The sequence below is a fragment of the Streptomyces sp. NPDC005435 genome (assembly GCF_040703155.1).
In the GTDB taxonomy this organism is placed as follows: domain Bacteria; phylum Actinomycetota; class Actinomycetes; order Streptomycetales; family Streptomycetaceae; genus Streptomyces.
Genome location: NZ_JBEXEQ010000001.1, coordinates 42,588 through 62,427, shown reverse-complemented (window position 1 = coordinate 62,427; position 19,840 = coordinate 42,588). Strand labels below are relative to the sequence as shown.

The 19,840-nt window shown below is 72.7% G+C and carries 18 protein-coding genes; 8 read left to right on the top strand and 10 right to left on the bottom strand.

Annotated features, from left to right (window positions below; genetic code table 11):
- The first annotated feature begins 86 nt into the window (after positions 1-86).
- The 3 genes from hpt to folE all read left to right on the top strand — a co-directional run bounded on the left by hpt (position 87) and on the right by folE (position 3,595).
- Positions 87-647, top strand: coding sequence for a hypoxanthine phosphoribosyltransferase (gene hpt / locus AB0898_RS00280; protein ID WP_018547991.1), 561 nt, complete (start codon positions 87-89; stop codon positions 645-647).
- Between the two features lie 192 nt (positions 648-839).
- Entirely contained in the window at positions 840-2,879 is a 2,040-nt protein-coding gene (gene ftsH / locus AB0898_RS00275; protein WP_366800550.1) for an ATP-dependent zinc metalloprotease FtsH, read from the top strand.
- A 110-nt stretch (positions 2,880-2,989) separates the two neighbouring features.
- A complete protein-coding gene (gene folE, locus AB0898_RS00270) occupies positions 2,990-3,595 on the top strand; it encodes a GTP cyclohydrolase I FolE (protein ID WP_366800549.1) in 606 nt (201 codons plus the stop codon).
- Positions 3,596-3,673: 78 nt separating this feature from the next.
- Here folE and AB0898_RS00265 read toward each other — a convergent pair whose 3' ends face one another.
- From AB0898_RS00265 to AB0898_RS00240, 6 genes are all read right to left on the bottom strand, one after another.
- Positions 3,674-4,162 (bottom strand): DUF3180 domain-containing protein, encoded by a 489-nt coding sequence (locus AB0898_RS00265; RefSeq protein WP_366800548.1) that lies wholly within the window; start codon positions 4,160-4,162, stop codon positions 3,674-3,676.
- A gap of 59 nt (positions 4,163-4,221) precedes the next feature.
- Positions 4,222-4,833 (bottom strand): 2-amino-4-hydroxy-6-hydroxymethyldihydropteridine diphosphokinase, encoded by a 612-nt coding sequence (gene folK, locus AB0898_RS00260; protein ID WP_366800547.1) that lies wholly within the window; start codon positions 4,831-4,833, stop codon positions 4,222-4,224.
- Positions 4,830-5,189, bottom strand: a complete 360-nt coding sequence (folB, locus tag AB0898_RS00255) for a dihydroneopterin aldolase (protein ID WP_361113038.1) — start codon at positions 5,187-5,189, stop codon at positions 4,830-4,832. Before folB ends, folK begins: the two co-directional genes overlap by 4 nt.
- A 231-nt stretch (positions 5,190-5,420) precedes the next feature.
- Complete coding sequence (locus tag AB0898_RS00250; protein WP_366800546.1) at positions 5,421-5,951, bottom strand: nuclear transport factor 2 family protein; 531 nt, start codon at positions 5,949-5,951, stop codon at positions 5,421-5,423.
- Positions 5,948-6,862, bottom strand: a complete 915-nt coding sequence (gene folP, locus AB0898_RS00245; RefSeq protein WP_366800545.1) for a dihydropteroate synthase — start codon at positions 6,860-6,862, stop codon at positions 5,948-5,950. Before folP ends, AB0898_RS00250 begins: the two co-directional genes overlap by 4 nt.
- 126 nt (positions 6,863-6,988) lie before the next feature.
- Complete coding sequence (locus AB0898_RS00240) at positions 6,989-8,827, bottom strand: phosphatidylglycerol lysyltransferase domain-containing protein (RefSeq protein WP_366800544.1); 1,839 nt, start codon at positions 8,825-8,827, stop codon at positions 6,989-6,991.
- 204 nt (positions 8,828-9,031) lie between these two features.
- On the opposite strand from AB0898_RS00240, the gene AB0898_RS00235 reads away from it, so the two are divergent.
- The 3 genes from AB0898_RS00235 to AB0898_RS00225 all read left to right on the top strand — a co-directional run bounded on the left by AB0898_RS00235 (position 9,032) and on the right by AB0898_RS00225 (position 12,963).
- Positions 9,032-10,165: an alpha/beta hydrolase-fold protein gene (locus AB0898_RS00235; protein WP_366800543.1), complete on the top strand. Its 1,134-nt coding sequence runs from the start codon at positions 9,032-9,034 to the stop codon at positions 10,163-10,165.
- Positions 10,166-10,261: 96 nt separating this feature from the next.
- Positions 10,262-11,644 carry a hypothetical protein gene (locus AB0898_RS00230; protein ID WP_366800542.1) on the top strand — a complete coding sequence of 461 codons (1,383 nt, stop codon included), beginning with the start codon at positions 10,262-10,264 and terminating at the stop codon, positions 11,642-11,644.
- 170 nt (positions 11,645-11,814) lie between these two features.
- Positions 11,815-12,963, top strand: a complete 1,149-nt coding sequence (locus tag AB0898_RS00225) for an NADH-quinone oxidoreductase subunit D (protein ID WP_366800541.1) — start codon at positions 11,815-11,817, stop codon at positions 12,961-12,963.
- A 6-nt stretch (positions 12,964-12,969) separates the two neighbouring features.
- On the opposite strand, the gene AB0898_RS00220 is transcribed toward AB0898_RS00225, so the two are convergent.
- Together AB0898_RS00220 and AB0898_RS00215 are read right to left on the bottom strand one after the other, a co-directional pair.
- On the bottom strand, positions 12,970-13,989 hold the full coding sequence (locus tag AB0898_RS00220; protein ID WP_366800540.1) for an SAM-dependent methyltransferase: 1,020 nt from the start codon (positions 13,987-13,989) through the stop codon (positions 12,970-12,972).
- A 29-nt stretch (positions 13,990-14,018) separates the two neighbouring features.
- Entirely contained in the window at positions 14,019-14,858 is an 840-nt protein-coding gene (locus tag AB0898_RS00215) for an NAD(P)H-binding protein (RefSeq protein ID WP_366800539.1), read from the bottom strand.
- A 211-nt stretch (positions 14,859-15,069) separates the two neighbouring features.
- On the opposite strand from AB0898_RS00215, the gene AB0898_RS00210 reads away from it, so the two are divergent.
- Positions 15,070-16,275: a sensor histidine kinase gene (locus tag AB0898_RS00210; RefSeq protein WP_366800538.1), complete on the top strand. Its 1,206-nt coding sequence runs from the start codon at positions 15,070-15,072 to the stop codon at positions 16,273-16,275.
- A 65-nt stretch (positions 16,276-16,340) separates the two neighbouring features.
- On the top strand, positions 16,341-17,012 hold the full coding sequence (locus tag AB0898_RS00205) for a response regulator transcription factor (protein WP_366800537.1): 672 nt from the start codon (positions 16,341-16,343) through the stop codon (positions 17,010-17,012).
- 88 nt (positions 17,013-17,100) lie between these two features.
- Here the strand turns inward: AB0898_RS00205 and AB0898_RS00200 are convergent, their stop codons facing one another.
- Positions 17,101-18,207, bottom strand: coding sequence for a DUF5937 family protein (locus AB0898_RS00200; protein ID WP_366800536.1), 1,107 nt, complete (start codon positions 18,205-18,207; stop codon positions 17,101-17,103).
- 395 nt (positions 18,208-18,602) lie between these two features.
- Positions 18,603-19,793, bottom strand: coding sequence for a beta-eliminating lyase-related protein (locus tag AB0898_RS00195; protein ID WP_366800535.1), 1,191 nt, complete (start codon positions 19,791-19,793; stop codon positions 18,603-18,605).
- Positions 19,794-19,840 lie beyond the last annotated feature (47 nt).

The window sequence follows — 19,840 nt, the reverse complement described above, 5'->3', positions numbered from 1 at the left end:
GTTCCGGCCCCGGGAGCGACCCTCCCAGGCGGGCCGGGGCCGCCGGCCGCCACAGTGCGGCCGTAAGTGCGGGACGACCGAAAGTGATGCGGGTGGACGCGAAAGACATGGGTGCGGACCTCAAGTCGGTGCTCATCACCAAGGAAGAGATCGACGCGAAGCTGGCGGAGCTGGCCGCGAAGATCGACGCGGAGTACGCGGGCAAGGACCTGCTCATCGTCGGCGTCCTCAAGGGCGCGGTGATGGTCATGGCGGACCTCGCGCGGGCGCTGTCCACCCCCGTCACCATGGACTGGATGGCCGTGTCCTCCTACGGCGCGGGCACCCAGTCCTCCGGTGTGGTCCGCATCCTCAAGGACCTCGACACCGACATCAAGGGCCGTCACGTCCTGATCGTCGAGGACATCATCGACTCCGGGCTGACCCTGTCCTGGCTGATCTCGAACCTCGGCTCGCGCGAGCCGGCCTCCCTCAAGGTGTGCACGCTGCTGCGCAAGCCCGAGGCGGCCAAGGTCGCGATCGACGTGGAGTGGGTCGGCTTCGACATCCCCAACGAGTTCGTGGTGGGCTACGGCCTCGACTACGCCGAGAAGTACCGCAACCTGCCGTTCGTGGGTACGCTCGCGCCCCACGTCTACGGCGGCTGATCCGGGCGGATCAGCCCGTCCGGAGATCGGGAACCCCGGCGCCGTCCGCGCCGTTGGAGCAAGGAGAGGCGGACCACAGTCCGTCCGGGCCGCTCCGTGCGGCTGCGGGCGTGCATGCTGGGGTACCGTCAGAAGAACTGTCTTATCAAACTCACTATGGCAGGAGGGACGGGGCGGCACCGCTCCGTATGGATGGACGTGAAGCGATACTTCCGTGGGCCGGTCATGTGGATCGTGCTGGCCGTCCTTGCCGTGGTCGTGTTGATGACGGTCGTCGGCTCGTCCGGCGGCTACAAGACGGTGGACACAGGCCAGGTCGTCGCCGCGATCAACGACAACAAGGTCCAGTCGGCCAAGGTCACCACCGGTGACGAGCAGACCATCAAGGCCAATCTCAAGCCCGGCGTCAAGATCGAGGGCAGCTCGAAGATCCAGGCGAGCTACATCGGCGACCAGGGCGTGGCCATCGCCCAGACGCTGCAGAACAAGTACCAGGACAAGCAGATCGCGGACGGTTACACCGTCTCGCCCTCGAAGCAGAACCCGTTCGTCGGCGTCCTGCTCTCGCTGCTGCCCTTCGTCCTGATCGTCGTCGTGTTCCTGTTCCTGATGAATCAGATGCAGGGCGGCGGCTCCCGGGTCATGAACTTCGGCAAGTCCAAGGCGAAGCTCATCACCAAGGACACGCCGAAGACGACCTTCTCCGACGTCGCGGGCTGCGACGAGGCCGTCGAGGAGCTCCAGGAGATCAAGGAGTTCCTCCAGGAGCCGGCCAAGTTCCAGGCCGTCGGCGCCAAGATCCCCAAGGGCGTGCTGCTGTACGGCCGTCCCGGTACCGGCAAGACGCTCCTCGCGCGCGCCGTCGCCGGTGAGGCCGGGGTGCCGTTCTACTCGATCTCCGGTTCCGATTTCGTCGAGATGTTCGTCGGTGTCGGTGCCTCCCGGGTGCGCGACCTCTTCGAGCAGGCCAAGGCGAACGCCCCGGCGATCGTCTTCGTCGACGAGATCGACGCCGTCGGCCGTCACCGCGGCGCCGGCCTCGGCGGTGGTCACGACGAGCGCGAGCAGACGCTGAACCAGCTCCTGGTCGAGATGGACGGCTTCGACGTGAAGGGCGGCGTCATCCTGATCGCCGCCACGAACCGGCCCGACATCCTGGACCCGGCGCTGCTGCGTCCCGGCCGTTTCGACCGGCAGATCGCGGTCGACCCGCCGGACCTCCAGGGCCGCCTGGAGATCCTCAAGGTGCACCAGAAGGGCAAGCCGGTCGCGCCCGACGTCGACCTGGCCGCCGTCGCCCGCCGTACCCCCGGTATGACCGGCGCCGACCTGGCCAACGTGCTCAACGAGGCCGCGCTGCTCACCGCGCGCAGCGACCAGAAGCTGATCGACAACAAGGCGCTGGACGAGGCGATCGACCGTGTGGTCGCGGGCCCGCAGAAGCGGACCCGGATCATGTCGGACAAGGAAAAGAAGATCACCGCGTACCACGAGGGCGGTCACGCCCTGGTCGCGGCGGCCTCGCCGAACTCCGACCCCGTCCACAAGATCACGATCCTGTCCCGGGGCCGCGCCCTGGGCTACACGATGGTGCTCCCGGACGAGGACAAGTACTCGACCACGCGCAACGAGATGCTCGACCAGCTCGCCTACATGCTGGGCGGCCGGGCGGCGGAGGAGCTGGTCTTCCACGACCCGACCACCGGCGCCGCGAACGACATCGAGAAGGCCACCAACGTGGCCCGCGCGATGGTCACGCAGTACGGCATGACCGAGCGGCTCGGCGCCATCAAGTTCGGCGGCGACAACAGCGAGCCGTTCCTGGGCCGTGAGATGGCTCACCAGCGCGACTACTCGGAAGAGGTCGCCGCGCTGGTGGACGAAGAGGTCAAGAAGCTCATCGAGACCGCGCACAACGAGGCGTGGGAGATCCTGGTCGAGAACCGCGACGTTCTCGACAACCTGGTCCTGGCCCTCCTGGAGAAGGAGACCCTGGGCAAGGAGGAGATTGCCGAGATCTTCGCGACGATCCACAAGCGCCCGCCGCGGCCCGCGTGGACCGGTTCCTCCCGCCGTACGCCCTCCACCCGCCCGCCGGTGCTCTCCCCCAAGGAGCTGGCACTGACCAACGGTGCGAACGGCTCCACGGCCGCCATCAGCACGATCAAGTCCACGGCCGCCGAGCCGTCCCCGGTCACGGAGCAGTCCCCCGAGGACCGCACCGACAGCTGACCGTTCGGCCACCTGGCCGGAATGTATGCCGCGCCCCCCGGGTTCTAGCCTGGGGGGCGCGGCATTTCGCCATGTCCGCGCGGGCGAGACGTACAGGAACGAGGCAACAGATGACCGACCCCGTGACGCTGGCCGGAGACGGCACGATCGGCGAGTTCGACGAGAAGCGCGCCGAGAACGCGGTCCGCGAGCTGCTGACGGCGATCGGTGAGGACCCCGACCGCGAGGGGCTGCGGGAGACTCCGGGGCGGGTGGCGCGGGCGTACCGGGAGATCTTCGCGGGGCTGTGGCAGAAGCCCGAGGACGTGCTGACGACGACGTTCGACCTGGGGCACGACGAGATGGTCCTGGTGAAGGACATCGAGGTCTACTCCACGTGTGAGCACCATCTGGTGCCGTTCCGGGGCGTGGCCCACGTCGGCTACATCCCGTCGGTCTCCGGGAAGATCACCGGTCTGTCGAAGCTGGCCCGGCTGGTGGACGTCTACGCCCGCAGGCCCCAGGTGCAGGAACGACTCACCACGCAGATCGCGGACTCCCTGATGGAGATACTCGAACCCCGGGGCGTCATCGTGGTCGTGGAGTGCGAGCACATGTGCATGTCGATGCGCGGCATCCGCAAGCCGGGTGCGAAGACCATCACCTCGGCGGTGCGCGGCCAGCTGCGGGACGCGGCGACCCGCAACGAGGCGATGAGCCTCATCATGGCGCGCTGAGCCGTCCGGAGACGCTGAGCCCGGCCGGAGCCGCGGGGCCGGCCGGACCCCGCGGAGCCCGCCCGGCCCGGTGTGCCGTCAGGCCACCGGGTGCGGGCGGCCGTTGTGCTCGTCGTCGTCCTCCGGGAGGCGGCAGACGCGCTCCAGGAAGAGGGCGGCCGCTATGACGGCGATGCCCGCGAGGACCGAGAAGCCGGCGTAGATCGCCTGGTCGCGGCGGGGCGGGAGGTCGAGGAGTTCCAGCAGGAAGACGCCCGTGCCGCCGTAGATGCCGCAGACGAGGGCGGCCACCAGGGCGCTGGCGTGGCCGAAGACCACCGCGCGGGCGGCCATCATCGGGTCGACGCCCTTGGCGCCCGGGCGGCGCTCACGCTGGGCCTTGAACCGGCCGCGCAGCGAGAGCGCCGTGGCGAAGAGCACCACGGCGATCAGCGCGAGGACGATGGGGGCGGCGAGCGGCACGCCGGGCAGCGTCCCGAGCGAGTTCCACAGGCGGGCGCCCGCCCAGGACAGGACGCCGGCCACGACGAACACGCCGGCCAGCACCCTGATGCGCAGCTGTTTCACGGTGTCCCTTCAGCTCCCCCCGGGCCCGTGCCGGGCCATGGTCGTCCTGACCTTAACGACTACTCGGGCAGTCGGAGTTCCAGATCCGCGCGCGGGGCGACGCCCTCGCGGGTCACGGCCGACAGCAGCTCGGCCACCGCGCCCCGGCCGGGCAGCTCGGCCGCCGGGTCCACGTCGTGCCACGGGGCGAGGACGAAGGCCCGCTCGTGGGCGCGCGGGTGGGGGAGCGTCAGCTCGGGGTCGTCGGAGGTGACACCGGCGTAGGAGACGATGTCCACGTCCAGGGTGCGCGGGCCCCAGCGCTCGTCGCGGACCCGGTGGAAGGCCTCCTCCACCGCGTGGGCCCGCTCCAGCAGGGAGGACGGGGGCAGCGTGGTCTTCAGCAGGACGACCGCGTTGAAGTACGCGGGCTGGCTGCCGGGTTCGACGCCCCACGGCTCCGTCTCGTACACCGGGGAGACGGCCTTCACCCGGACGCCCGGGGTGTCCTCGAAGGCGTCCACGGCGGCCTGGAGGGTCTCCAGGCGGTTGCCCAGGTTCGCGCCGAGGGAGAGCACGGCCCACTGGGGGTTGTGCAGGGTCGAGTCGGCCTCGTCGACCTTCTGGACGACGGACGCGGGGACCGGCTGGACGGTCGGGTCGCTCTGACCCTTGGCGAAAGGTCGGGTCATGCTCGGCTCCGGAGGATGGTGACGGTCACGTCGTCGAAGGGCACGGTGATCGGCGCGTCCGGCTTGTGGACGCACACCTCGACCTCCCGCACCGCGTCGTGCTTCAGACAGGTCTGGGCGATCCGCTCGGCCAGGGTCTCGATGAGGTTCACCGGCTCGCCCTCGACGACGGCCACGACCTCCTCGGCCACGAGTCCGTAGTGCACGGTCTTCGCCAGGTCGTCGTCGGCCGCGGCCGGCCGGGTGTCCAGGCCGAGGACGAGGTCCACGATGAAGGTCTGGCCCTCTTCGCGCTCCCTGGGGAACACGCCGTGGTGCCCGCGGGCCTTCAGGCCGCGCAGCGCGACACGATCCACGCGAATCACTCCTGCAATCGTCGGGAACGGCCGGTCGGTGCCGCGAGCGGGCGGCGCACCGGCCTTGCACGAATCTACCTGCGGGCACCGACAGGGCCGGGCCACGGGGTGCCGGCCGGGGCCCAGCCAAGATCGTTCACAGAGAGGGAACCCGGTGAATTCCGGCCGCGCCGCCGACTGGTGTGCGCACCTACCCGGGCGGGGGTGATTCCAACCACTCCCGCGCGGGGTTCAGGCCAGGGTGCCGTCGTCGTCCGGGTGGGAGCCGTTGCCCTCGTCCTCGTCGTCGTCGGCGGTGGCCAGCACCGGGGAGGCGTGGTGCGACCAGAGCTTCCAGCCCGCCGGGGTGCGCCGGAAGGCGTTGGTCGCGACGACCAGCTGGCCGACCAGCGGCCCCAGCTCCTCGCCCTCCTCCGGCGCGGGACCCCCGCTGAGGATGTTCTCGGTGCAGGTGACCAGGGCCGTGTCGCCGGTGACGGAGACGTGCACGTCGGTCAGGAAGAACTGGATGTAGTCGGTGTTCGCCATGATCAGCGCGTACGACCTGAGGACCTCGCCGCGCCCGGTCAGCACCGGCCAGCCGGGGTGCACACAGGAGATCACGCCCGCGTCGGCGGGGTCGTGGTACTCCTCGTCCACGCCCAGGTCGGCCGGGGTGAGCCAGAGACCGGCCAGCTCCTCGAAGTCGCCGCGCTCCAGCGCCTCGTAGAAGGCGGTGTTGGCGGCCCCCACCTGCTCGACGTCCAGATGCGGCGCGCTCACCGCGCTCCTTCCGACGGCGTACCGGCCGACGTGCCGGCTGCGGGGCCCTGTTCCCGGGCCGCCTCGACCGCGCGGGCCACGCGGACCGCGTCGGCCGTGGCGCGCACCTCGTGCACCCGTACGGCCCAGGCGCCCGCCTGCGCGGCCAGCGCGGAGACGGCGGCGGTGGCCGCGTCGCGCTCGCGCGCGGGCGGGGTGACGCCGTCCGGTCCGGCCAGGACATGGCCGAGGAAGCGCTTGCGGGAGGCGGCGACGAGCAGCGGGTGGCCGAGCGCGCGCAGCCGGTCCAGGTGCGCGAGGAGGGCGAGGTCGTCGGCCGCGTCCTTGGAGAAGCCGAGGCCCGGGTCGACCACGATCCGGTCCGGGGCGACCCCGGCCGCGAGGACGGCGTCCACCCGCGCGCGCAGCTCGTCGGTGACCTCGGTGACGACGTCGGCGTAGTGCCCCCGGACGTTGCCGCCCGCCAGCAGGCCGCGCCAGTGCATCACCACGAAGGGGGCCCCGGCGGCGGCCACCACCGGGAGCATCGCGGGGTCGGCGAGGCCGCCGCTGACGTCGTTGACGAGCGCGGCGCCCGCCGCGAGGGACTGCTCGGCGACCGAGGCGCGCATGGTGTCCACGGAGACGACCACGCCCTCGGCGGCCAGGCCCCGCACCACGGGGATGACCCGGCGCAGCTCCTCGGCCTCGTCCACCCGGGTGGCGCCGGGGCGGGTGGACTCGCCGCCCACGTCGACCAGGTCGGCGCCCTCGGCCACCAGGTCGAGGCCGTGCTTGACGGCGTTGGTCGTGTCGAACCAGCGGCCGCCGTCGGAGAAGGAGTCGGGGGTCACGTTGACGACCCCCATGACCGCGCACCGGTCCCATTCCGGCAGGCCCGTCACCCGGCCGCGTCCGCTGTGGTTGTTCATACGTTCAGCGTAGGCCCCGCAGACGGCCCGGCTCGCGCGACGGCCCGGACCGGGCGGCCCGGTGAAAAAGGGGCCGGGTGCCGGTCCGGGCCGTCGCGGGGGCTCGGAAGGGGCGCGCGGTGCCGGTCAGGCGGCGCGTACGTCGTGTTCGACGGCGGCGTGCCCGCAGGGGCGCGGGGTGGTCGCCCGGCGCCCGCGCAGGAAGCGCGGCAGGGGCAGCGCGAGGTTGACGAAGCCCTCCGCCTGCATGGCGGCGAAGCCGATGCGGGGCAGGTCGGCGGAGGCGCGGTAGACCAGGAAGCGGGGCTCCCAGCGCGGCTGGAACTTGGCGTTGAACTTGTACAGCGACTCGATCTGGAACCAGCGCGAGAGGAACACGAGCAGCCCGCGCCAGGCGCGCAGCACCGGGCCCGCGCCGATCTTCTCGCCGCGCGCGAGGGCGGAGCGGAACATCGCGAAGTTCAGCGAGACCCGGGTGATGCCGAAGCGGGGCGCGGCCTGGAGGGCGGCGACGATGAGGAGTTCGTTCATGCCGGGGTCGGCGGAGCGGTCGCGGCGCATCAGGTCGAGCGAGGCGCCGTCCTGTCCCCAGGGCACGAAGTGCAGGATCGCCTTCAGGTCGCCGTAGGGGCCCGGCACCTCGTCCTGCTTGTGGGCGGTGGCGATCAGGCAGTCGCCGTCGGACGGGTCGCCGATGCGGCCGAGCGCCATGGAGAAGCCGCGCTCGGTGTCGGTGCCGCGCCAGTCCTCGGCCGCGCGGCGAATGCGTTCCAGCTCGGCGTCCCCGAGGTCACGCACCCGCCGTACCCGGGTCTCGTAGCCGGCCCGCTCGATGCGCTTGACCATCTGGCGCACATTGCGCATCGCGCGTCCGGCGAGCGAGAAATCCGCCACGTCGACCACCGCCTCGTCGCCCAGCTCCAGGGCGTCGAGACCGGTCTCGCGGGTCCACACCTCGCCGCCCGTCTCCGAGCAGCCCATGACGGCCGGGGCCCAGGAGTGGGCCTTGGCGACGTCCATGAAGCGCTCGATGGCACCGGGCCACGCCTCCACGTCGCCGATCGGGTCGCCGCTGGCCAGCATCACGCCGGAGACGACGCGGTAGGTGACGGCGGCCTTGCCGCTCGGGGAGAAGACGACGGCCTTGTCGCGGCGCAGGGCGAAGTGGCCGAGGGAGTCGCGGCGGCCGTGCCGCTCCAGCAGGGCGCGCAGCCGGCTCTCGTCCTCCTCGGTGAGGCGGGCGGCCGGGTGCTCGGGGCGGAAGGCGAGATAGCTGGTGGTGACGGCGGTCAGCCAGCCGAGCGCGCCGAGTGAGAAGGCGACCGTCCAGGAGGTGCTGCCCCGGTAGTCCACCGGGCCCTCGAAGCCGAAGAGGCCGTAGACGACGTGCGTCAGCCGGTCGGCCAGGCTCGGGTCGCCGATCGTGCGGTCCGGGTGGACGCTGACGATGACGAGGCCGAGGGCCAGGGAACCGGCGCTCATGAGGACGAAGTTGGCCAGTGCCCACCAGCGGCTGCGCGGGTCGGGCAGCGCGGCGAACTCACGGCGGTAGCAGAGCAGGACCGTGAACAGCACCAGCGAGATGAACATGCCGATGAGCGAGTGCCGGTACAGGAACTGGGCGACCGCGCCCGCCGGAAGCAGCGCGACGGCGGCCCGCCAGGCCCGCCGCTTGTGCCGTTTGAGCCCGTGGCCGAGCAGCAGCAGGAGCACGCCCGCGCTGAGTGAGAGCGCCGCCGCGAACGGCCCGAAGGAGCCGGGCAGCACTTCCGCGAGGGCGTGCATACGGCTGTGACGGAAGCGTGGGAACACCCCCGCGGCGATGTCCAGAACGCCCACGAGGGCGCACGCCCGGCCCGTCAGGACGGGAACGGCCTCCGGGCGCGGGCCGCGCGGAAGGCGCCGCGCCCGGCTCGGTCGGCCCGGAACCTGGCCTGACTTTTCCCCATCTATCCTGACAGACATCGCATCCCGTAGTTCTGCGAGAGACCTTGAAACCCGGTGCCGATCGGGGCATCCGGTCGCATTGCGCCTTCTAGGACGGTGTGCCGGACTCAGAGGTTCACTCCTCTTCGGAAAGCCGGGTCAAAGGTCAGGGAAAGCCCCGGGCAAGACCGCGCGACGACGCGTGGCGGCCGGGGGCGGAATACGCGGACAGGAATTCACCCCATGGGTCTCACGAGCAACAAACTGCTGCTGCTGGCGGTCGTGTTCGCCATCGCGCTCTTCTGCGCGACGCTGTGGCTGTGGCCCCGGCTGGCCAGATCGCACTGGCGGGCCCTCGCCGGCCGCGCCGGGCTGCTGCTCGTCACACAGTTCGCGCTCATCTGCTGCCTGGGGCTCGCCGCCAACCAGGCGTTCGGCTTCTACGCGGGCTGGGCGGACCTGTTCGGCAAGGAGACCGACCAGGGCATCGTCATCGACCAGTCCGCCAACAGCGGTACGGGCGGCCCGCTCCAGGTCGTCTCCACCGCGCGCGTGAAGGGCGGTTCGGGCTCGGACGCCGACCCCCGGACCGCGGGCCAGCTCCAGAAGGTGGACATCGTCGGGCGCACCTCGCGCCTGGCCACCCCCGCGTACGTCTATCTGCCGCCCGAGTACTTCCAGCCGCAGTACCGCACCCGCACCTTCCCCGCCGCCGTCGTGCTGACCGGCTACCCCGGTACGGCCGAGGCGCTGATCTCCAAGCTGCACTATCCGCGCACCGCGCGGGAACTGGCGAAGAACGGCCGGATGCAGCCGATGATCCTGGTGATGCTGCGGCCGACCCTCGCGCCGCCGCGCGACACCGAGTGCGTGGACGTGCCGCGCGGCCCGCAGACCGAGACCTTCTTCGCCAAGGACCTGCCCGAGGCCCTGCTCGCGCACTACCGCGTGGGCAAGCGCCCCGGCAGCTGGGGCATCGTCGGGGACTCCACCGGGGGCTACTGCGCGCTGAAGCTGGCGATGCGCCACCCGGGCACCTACGCGGCCGCCGCCGGGCTCTCCGCGTACTACTCCGCGCCGCTCGACCCGACCACGGGCGATCTCTTCCAGGGCGACCAGAACCTGCGCGATCACGCCGACCTGCACTGGCTGCTGCGGCACGAACCGGCGCCCGACACCTCGCTGCTCGTCACGAGCAGCCGGGTGGGCGAGCACAACTACAAGGACACCCTGAGGTTCATCGACGAGGTCCGGGCCACGGGCCGGACCAGGATCTCCTCCATCATCCTGGACAGCGGCGGCCACAACTTCAACACCTGGCGACGGGAGATCCCGCCGGCCCTTCAGTGGCTCAGCGGACGGCTCACCGACCGCTGAAACCGGACAACCTGACACTCTGTGACGCTTGCCGGATGGCCGGATTTTTAGGCCACCCGGGCCCACCAGCCGCCTACGCGCGGTAAGTTTCTGGCCATGCCACGTGGACGCCATCGTCATTCCCCGCCTCTGCACCGGCTGTTGCCCTCCACGGCGATCGCCGGGGTATCCGTCGTCTGCGCGCTGGGCCCCTGGGTGTTCGCCGGTGCCGGGGTGCTGCGGGCGCTGGCCGCCGTCGTCGCGCTGACGGCCGTCGCCGGTGCCGTCGTGATGCACCGCTGGGACGCCCAGGCGGGCAAGCAGGTCGCCGACCTCACGCGCGCGCGGGCCAGCGACGAGTGGCGGTTCGAGGAACGCGTCGCCGAACTGGAGACCGACCTCGAAGAAGCACGCGAGCTGCGGGCCAAGCTGGAGCGCCGGCTGCGCGCGAAGCGCGCCGAACTGGCCGGGCTGCGCAACGAACACGCGTCCCTGCTGCGCCGGTACGCCACGGCCGAGACCGAGCGCGCCAGCGCCCTGGAGGGCCGCCGGCTCCTTGAGCTGGAGTCGGGCGACTCCGCCGACACGCTGGCGCTGCCGCCGGGTACGGGCGCGGAGCCCGAAGTGACGGACACCGTGGCCGAGCAGACGGAGCCTCAGGCCGCCGTCGAGGACGTGGTGGCAGCGCGCCCGGAGTCCATACCCGAGGGCGCCGCGGCGTTCTCCGCCGAGGGCGCGGAGCTGTACCGGCGGGCCGGGACGGCACTGGCACGGCTCGACCGGGACCGGGCGGCCGCGAAGGCGGAGGCCGAGGCTGCGAAGGCCAAGGCGGAGGCGGAGGCGAAGGCCGCGAAGGTTGAGGCCGAGGCGGCGAAGGCCAAGGCCGACGCTGAGGCCGCGAAGCGCGACGCCGTGAAGGCCGGGGCCGAGCGGGGCGAGGCGGCGGCGAAGCCCGTCGGGTCCGCGTCCGTGAAGCCCGGGGTTGTCGGCGTGAAGGCCGGGGCGGACGGCGGCGAGGCGGCCGGCACCCCCACCGGCACCGCGTCCGCCACCGGGACCACCCCGGACGCCGGGACCGCTCCGGACACCGCGACCGACCCCGACCCCGACACCCACACCCGCGCCGAAGCCGCCCCCGAGCCCGCCGCCGAGGTGCCCGCGCCGGCCCCCGTCTCCGCCCGGCACGCGCGGCGTGACGGCCACTTCACCGTGCCGACCGCCGTGGCCGTCGTATCGCCCCAGCCCACGCGGCGCCCGGGTGTCGAGGGCGGGTTCGACTTCTTCGGCACCCAGAAGCAGGCCGGGACGCCCGCCCTGGGCGCCGTGCAGAACGAGGACCTCGCGGACGTCGTCGGCCAGGAGGCGCTCGCGCTGCACAAGGCGGAGGCGGAGTCCGGCTACAAGCCCGCCACCGGCGAGGCCGGCCAGGTCATCGACCTGACCGCGCACGACGAGACCGAGCACATCGACGTACAGGGGCTGCGCAGCGTGGTCTCCTGACCGGCGCCGTACGCCCACTCCGTACGCCCCCGAGCCCGGCCCTCCCGACCAGGGAGCGCCGGGCTCGCCCGTTTCCGCGGACACGCGCGCGTAGCGGCCGAAAGGGGACTTGCACAATTGTGCAAGCGCCGGTTTTCCGTGTCCCCGCACGGGTGGGAGAGACTGGGACCATGACAGCGACCCAGACCACGGTCGGGATCGGCGGCGCCGCCGAGAGCACCGACATGGTGCTCAACATCGGCCCCCAGCACCCCTCCACGCACGGCGTGCTCCGGCTGCGGCTCGTGCTGGACGGCGAGCGCATCCGGCACGCCGAGCCGGTGATCGGCTACATGCACCGGGGCGCCGAGAAGCTCTTCGAGGCCCGCGACTACCGCCAGATCATCATGCTCGCCAACCGCCACGACTGGCTGTCGGCGTTCTCCAACGAGCTGGGCGTCGTCCTCGGGGTGGAGCGGATGCTCGGCATGGAGGTCCCCGAGCGCGCGGTGTGGACGCGCACGCTGCTCGCCGAGCTGAACCGGGTGCTCAACCACCTGATGTTCCTCGGCTCGTACCCGCTGGAGCTGGGCGGGATCACGCCCGTCTTCTACGCGTTCCGGGAGCGCGAGGTGCTCCAGAACGTCATGGAGGAGGTCTCCGGCGGGCGGATGCACTACATGTTCAACCGGGTCGGCGGCCTCAAGGAGGACCTGACCGACGGCTGGACCGGACGCGCGCGGGAGGCCGTCGCCGCCGTGCGCTCGCGCATGGACGTCTTCGACGACCTGGTGCTCGGCAACGAGATCTTCCGGGGGCGCACCCGGGGCGTGGGGGCGCTCGCGCCGGAGGCCGTGCACGCCTACGGCGTGAGCGGGCCCATCGCGCGCGCCTCCGGCGTCGACTTCGACCTGCGCCGCGACGAGCCGTACCTGGCCTACGGCGAGCTCCAGGACACCCTCAAGGTCGTCACCCGCACCGAGGGCGACTGCCTGGCCCGCTTCGAGGTCCTCCTTGAGCAGACCCACAACGCCCTCGACCTCGCGGACGCCTGTCTGGACCGGCTCGCCGAGTTGCCGCCAGGCCCGGTCAACCAGCGGCTGCCCAAGGTGCTCAAGGCGCCCGAGGGCCACACCTACGCCTGGACCGAGAACCCGCTCGGCATCAACGGCTACTACCTGGTCAGCAAGGGCGAGAAGACGCCGTACCGGCTCAAGCTGCGCTCGGCGTCGTACAACAACATCCAGGTGCTCGCCGAGCTGCTGCCGGGGACGCTGGTGGCGGACATGGTGGCGATCCTGGGGTCGATGTTCTTCGTGGTCGGCGACATCGACAAGTAGGCGCCGCTACAGGGGAGTCGCGTCCAGGTCCACCGGCTGGAGGAGCCAGCCGAAGTCGCCGAGGCCGCCGGTCGCGGTGAGCTCGGCCGCCTCTCCGGCGCGCGCGAGGGCGCGGACGTAACCGGCGGGGTCCGTGGCGGCGAGCGTGAGCGGGGGGCGTGCGCCGGTCACGTCCAGGGCGGGCAGGGCCTCGCGCTGGGTGAGCAGGCGGGGGGCGGCTCCGGCGGCGGCTTCGGCTCCGGCCGCCGCGCACGCGTCCAGCGCGACATGCGCCGTGATGTCGCACGCCCTGTCCGGCACCGGGGCCGTCTCCCGGCCCTCCCGGAAGCCGGTCAGGGTGCCGAACGGGGGGCGTGCGCCGAGCGCGTGGGTGTAGTCGACGGCCACCGCGAGCCCGCGCGCGACCCGGCGCACGGCCGCCGCCCAGGCCAGGTCCCGGGGGAGCCCGATCTCCGCCCGCGCGCCCGGTTCGGCGGGCAGCGGCCACCAGCGGGCCAGCCAGTCGGCCGCCGGTCCTTCGAGCGGTTCCCCGAGCCGTTCGGTGCCGTCCGGGGCGACCAGGACGTGCCGGACCACGCCCGCCGGGTCCGTCTCGGCCACGTCCACGGGGACGTTGTCCAGCCACTCGTTGGCGAACAGCAGCCCGGTGACCGTGTCCGGCAGCTCCTCCCGCCAGTCGATCCGCCCGTCCAGGCCGGCCGGGCGGTCGGCGAGTTCCACGGCGTACGCGCGCGTGCGGGCCGCCACCTCGGCGGGCAGCGCGGCCAGCACCCCGGCGACCAGCTCCCCGCGCCCCGCCCCGAGGTCCACGAAGTCCAGCCGCTCAGGGCGCCCCAGCGCCTCGTCCACCCGGCACAGCAGCCGGGCCACCGCGCCCGCGAACAGCGGCGAGGCGTGCACGGAGGTGCGGAAGTGCCCGGCGGGACCCTCGGGGCGCCGGTAGAAGCCACCGGGGCCGTACAGGGCGTCCTCGGTGGCCGCCCGCCAGCCGCGCCACGCGCTCTCCGCGCCGGGTTCCTTCGTCACCGGGACAGCCTAGGCCGCCGGGACACCCCCTAGCCCTTCCGGAAGTCGCCCGCGTGGTCCTCGGCCCACCGCCCGAAGGCCCGCGCCGGGGTGCCGGTGATCTTCTCCACCGTGTCGGTGATCTCCGGGTCCACGCCGACCGTGGCGGCGAAGCTCTCCAGGAGGGACCGTACGAACTCCGGCGGGACGTACGGGAACAGCTCGGGCCCGGCCTGCTCCGGCGACACCTCCACGAAGGTCAGCTCGCGTCCGGTGGCCCGGCTGATGGCGGCGATCTGGTCGGTGTTGGTGGTCGCCTCCGGCCCGGTGAGGCGGTGTACGGCGCCTTCATGGCCGCCGTCGAGGAGCGCGCGCTCGGCCACGGCGGCGATGTCGTCCTCGTGGATGGGCGCGGTGAGCGCGTCCGCGAAGACCCCGCGCACGGTGTCGCCCCCGCGCAGCTGCGGCGCCCACTGCAGGGCGTTGAGCGCGAACGCGTTCGGGCGCAGGAACGTCCAGGTGAGGCCGCTGTCGCGGATCTGCCGCTCGGCCGTGGCGTGCATGACGTGGATGGGGTGGGTCTCGTCCTCCTCGCTCCCGCCGACGATCCCGGAGGAGAGCAGCACGACGTGCCGTACGCCCGCCTCGCGCGCGGCGGCGAGCAGGCCGGGGAGGTCGCCGCCCCCGGCCTGGACGTAGAGGAACAGCCCGGTCACGCCGTCGAACACGGTGCCCGGATCGTCCGGCCGGAAGCGGACCACCTCGGCGCCCCCGGGGAGGCCGGCGCGTTCCGGGTCGCGGGTCAGGGCCCGCACCGGTGCGCCCGCGGCGACGAGCCGTTCGACGAGGGCACGTCCCACGTTGCCGGTGGCGCCGGTGACTGCGATCACGATGAACTCCTGGGGCTCGGGTGGATCGTCCTTGTCTGGCGGGGCCGAGCCTAGGAGGCCGGACCCGCGGCGCGCATCGGGTTTGAGGACCGGCGCGTCCTCCCTCCCCGGCCCCAGGGCCACGGCATCCACCTTGCGGCGTACACGTATCGCGTACGGATCGCCCCTCCGGCTGACCCCGGGTACTTTCCCGCTACCTACTCTGGGTTACGTGCAGCGTCTCTATGACTTCCTCCGCCGCCACCCGACGTGGGTCGACTGCTTCTGGGCCGTCGTCCTGCTCGGGCTCTCCGGTGTGAGCGTCGTGAACGTGGACGGCACCCCGGGCCACCACGGCTCGTACGCGGCGGCCTGGACGGTCTCCGTGATCCTGTGCGCGGTCGTGGCCCTGCGCCGGCGCCTGCCCGAGGCGATGCTCCTCGTGGTGCTCGCCACCGGAGTGGCCCAGCTCGTCCTGGACGTGGAGCCGGTCGCCGCGGACTTCGCGATGCTGGTGATCACGTACACGGTCGCCGCGACCGGTACCCGCTGGGCCTCCCGGCTCGCGCTCGCCGGCAGTCTGGTCGCGGCCTCGATGGCGCAGGTGCGCTGGCCGAACGAGCACACCAGCGGGCTCGGACAGATCGCGCTCGCCGTGTTTCAGACCGTCCCGTTCGCGCTCGCCTGGGTGCTGGGCGACTCCATGCGCACCCGGCGCGCCTACTTCGCCCAGCTGGAGGAGCGCGCGGCCCGCCTGGAGAAGGAGCGCGAGGCGCAGTCCAAGGTCGCGGTGGCCGCCGAGCGCGCCCGGATCGCGCGCGAGCTGCACGACGTGGTCGCGCACAACGTGTCCGTCATGGTGGTCCAGGCCGACGGCGCCGCCTATGTCCTCGACGCCGCCCCCGACCAGGCGAAGAAGGCCCTGGAGACGATCTCCTCCACCGGCCGCCAGGCCCTCGCCGAGATGCGCCGCCTGCTGGGCGTCCTGCGCACCGGTGAGCACCAGGAGGGCGGGGAGTACGTCCCCCAGCCCGACGTCGGCCAGATCGACGACCTGGTCGAGCAGTGCCGCAGCTCCGGCCTCCCGGTGGACTTCAAGGTCGAGGGCACCCCGCGCCCGCTGCCCAGCGGGGTGGAGCTGACCGCGTACCGCATCGTGCAGGAGGCGCTGACCAACACGCGCAAGCACGGTGGCCCGGAGGCGGGCGCCAGCGTGCGGCTCGTCTACTTCGACGACGGGCTCGGCCTGCTGGTCGAGGACGACGGCAAGGGCGCGCCGCACGAGCTGTACGAGGAGGGCGGCGCCGACGGGCAGGGGCACGGGCTCATCGGCATGCGCGAGCGGGTCGGCATGGTCGGCGGCACCCTGGACGCGGGACCCCGGCCGGGCGGCGGCTTCCGCATCAGCGCGCTGCTGCCGCTCAAACCGGCGCACTGATCTTTTCGTACGCCCCCTGTCGTACGCCCTGTTCACACCGATCCCCCGATACCGGAAGAGGACCCATGACGATCCGCGTGATGCTCGTCGACGACCAGGTGCTGCTGCGCACCGGGTTCCGGATGGTGCTCGCCGCCCAGCCGGACATGGAGGTCGTCGCGGAGGCGGGCGACGGCGTGGAGGCGCTCCAGGTGCTGCGCGCCACGGAGGTCGACGTGGTCCTCATGGACGTGCGGATGCCCAAGCTGGACGGCGTGGAGACCACCCGGCGGATCTGCCTGGAGCCCGACCCGCCGAAGGTGCTCATCCTGACCACCTTCGACCTGGACGAGTACGCGTTCTCCGGGCTCAAGGCGGGCGCCTCCGGCTTCATGCTCAAGGACGTGCCGCCGGGCGAGCTGCTGAGCGCGATCCGCGCGGTGCACAGCGGTGACGCGGTGGTCGCCCCCTCGACGACCCGCCGGCTGCTCGACCGCTTCGCGCCGATGCTCCCCGCCGCCGGGCCGCAGCCGCCGCAGGCGAGGCTGTCCCGGCTGACCGAGCGGGAGCGCGAGGTCATGATCCTGGTCGCGCAGGGGCTGTCGAACGGCGAGATCGCCGCGCGCCTGGTCCTGTCCGAGGCCACCGTGAAGACCCATGTGGGCCGCATCCTGACCAAGCTGGGGCTGCGGGACCGGGTGCAGGTGGTGGTGCTGGCGTACGAGACGGGGTTGGTGCGGGCGGGCGGGAACGGCTGAGGCGGGGGCTCTTCGGGGGAGCGCGTTCCGAAGGACCGTCGTTCCGAAGAACCGTCGTTCTGAAGGACCCTCGTTCTGAAGAACCGTTTCAGCGCAGAACGCCCTCCAGGAAGTCGCTGCCGAGCCGGGCCACCGCCGACAGGTCGAGCTGGTGGCGTACGTACCGGCCGCGCCGGCAGCTGGTGATCAGCTCGGCCTTCTTCAGCACGGCCAGATGGCGGGAGATCTCCGGCGCCGACATGCCGTGCGCGTCGGCCAGTTCGCTGGTGCTGTACGGGCCGCGCGCCAGATGGCGGCACAGCCGCAGCCGGGTCGGATGGGCGAGCGCCTCCAGGCGGCGGGTGAGCTGCTCGACGGTGGGTGCCTGCGGGCGGGACGCCTGGGCGGGGTAGACGATCACGGGCTGCCAGCCGCCGCGGTGCAGGACCAGGAGGTGCGGCCAGCCGATGCCGGTCGGCACCAGGACCAGGCCGCCGTCACCGGTGGCGGTACGGCCCACCAGGAGCTTGTCGACGGTGACCGTGTGCGTCTCCTCGTCCACGGTGATCGCGTTGGACAGCGAGGAGAGGGCTTCCGCGACGCCCTTGCGGTGCAGCAGCTCGGTGCGGTGCCGGGCGTCCGCCGCGAGCTGGGTCTGGGTGCGGGCCCAGAGGTCCGCGAAGAACGCCTCCTCGCAGTCGAGCACCAGCTTGCGGAACCAGGCGCGTACGGCGGGCGGATCGTCCAGGAGCCGCCGTGTGAACCGCTCCTGACGCGCCCCGCGCGCGGCCGCCAGCTCCAGGACCCGGCAGCGGGCTTCGGGGTCGGTGAGCGGGCTCGCGTCCGGCCGGATGTGCCGGTAGGGCATGCAGCTGAACTCCGTCGCCGCCAGCACGAACTGGTCGTCCGTCAGCTTGTCGAGCAGCTCCAGCTCGTCGGGCAGCGTGGCCCCCGGCAGCGTCCGCCGCCCGGGAACCGCGGCGAACGGCCAGAAGATGTCCGCGATCGACGTCCGCCACAGGAACTCCCCCTCGCACAACCGGTCCGCGAGAGATGCTTCAAGCCGTCCGCTCACCCCGGTCGCCCACCCGTGCAGCTGCGGGTGATGGCCCGTCTCGCTGAGGGCGTGCAGCGCCATGCCCAGCTCCGCCAGCGGAGAGGGCACGGCGGTGATCCGCTCCGCGGACAGCCCGTCGATGTCGATGGTCACGCTCATGGCGTCCATGGTGCCGGTCGCCTCCGGCGGTCCGGCGATCGATTGACCCGAGCCGTCAATCGACGGGACGCCGTCCCCGCCGGGGGAGCAGCGTGGGCCCGGTCCCCATCCCGAGAGGCGGAGCCCCGTGAGCATCACCCAGCAGCACCTGTTCGACACGTACCGCGCCCGCACCCACGCCGTTCCCGAACCGCCCGCCTTCGGCAGCGGAACGGTGGCTTTCCTGCGCACGGCCCGCGACCGCCGGCGTTTTCACGCGGTCCTGGCGGGGCGTTTGGTGAGGGGGCGGTGGCGTGCGGCGTTGGCCGGGTGGCTGGGGAGCCGGTCCCGGACGTCGTAGGTCCGGGGGCGGTCCCGGAGCCCGGCTCAGTCCCGCGCCGGCCCCAGAGCCCGGCTCACCCCTTCGCCGGCCGCAGCCGCTCCGCGAACTCCGCCGCCGCCCGTTTCACGTCCTCCGGGGTCCACGTGAGGCCCGCCTCGGACACGGTCACCTCCGTGACCGCGAGGCCGGGGCCCGCCGCGTCCCAGGCGTTGGCGAAGAGCATCGTGCCCGTTTCCCCGGCCTGCCGTACGGCGGCCTCCGCGGCCGTGTCGGGGTCGCAGGGGAGCCAGACCTGGAACTCGTGGGTGTGCGGCTCCTCGGGGTGGACACGGGACCAGGGGAGGCCGGCGGCGGCGAGGCCTTCGCGCAGCGCGGCGGCGATCACGCGCGCGTGGTGGACGTATTCCGGCAGGCGGGGGAGTTCCCGGTCCAGGCCGACGAGAGCGGACAGGGCGGTCGGGAACTGCTGGAAGACGGTGCCGCCGTAGCGGTGCCGCCAGGTGCGGGCCTCCTCGATCAGGCTCGCGGGACCGGCGAGGGCCGCGCCGCCGAAGCCGCCGAGGGACTTGTAGAACGACACGTAGACGCTGTCGGCCAGGCCCGCGATCTCCTCCAGCGGGCGGCCGAGACGGACCGTGGACTCCCACAGGCGCGCCCCGTCGAAGTGCACCACCGCGTCCCGCTCGCGCGCCGCCTCGACGGCCTCGGTCAGCTCGTCCCAGGTCGGCAGCAGGAACCCGGCGTCCCGCAGGGGGAGTTCGAGCATGAGCGTGCCGAAGGGCTCGGGGAACTCCCTGATCTCCTCGGCCGTGGGCGGCCGGTGTTCGGCCGTCAGGATCACCGGCCGCAGCCCCGCGACCTGGCTCAGCGCATGGCGTTCGTGCCGCTCGGGGTGGCCGAGGGCGTGCAGGGCGACGACGGGGTTGCCGGTACGGGCCGCCCAGCAGCGCAGCGCCACCTGCTGGGCCATCGTGCCGGTCGGGAAGAACGCGGCCGCCTCGGTGCCGAGCAGCCCGGCCACCCGCTCCTCCAGCGCGGCCACGACCCGGTCGCCGTACACGTCCGCGGGCTCGTCCAGGTCGTACACCCCGGGCGCCGCCTCCTGGAGGTGCGCCAGGCGCTCACGCAGCGTGCCCCGCCAGCCCGCGCGCGACAGCACCCGCCGCGCCCCGCGCCGCGCCACCGCACGCCGCTCCCGCAGCGAGGCCGCCGCCCCGCCCTCGCCCTGTTCCGGGCCGCCGCCCTGCCCCGCCGTATCCGTCATACGGCCGATGATGCCCCGCGCCCCCGTCCCCGGGTGCCGGGGTTTTC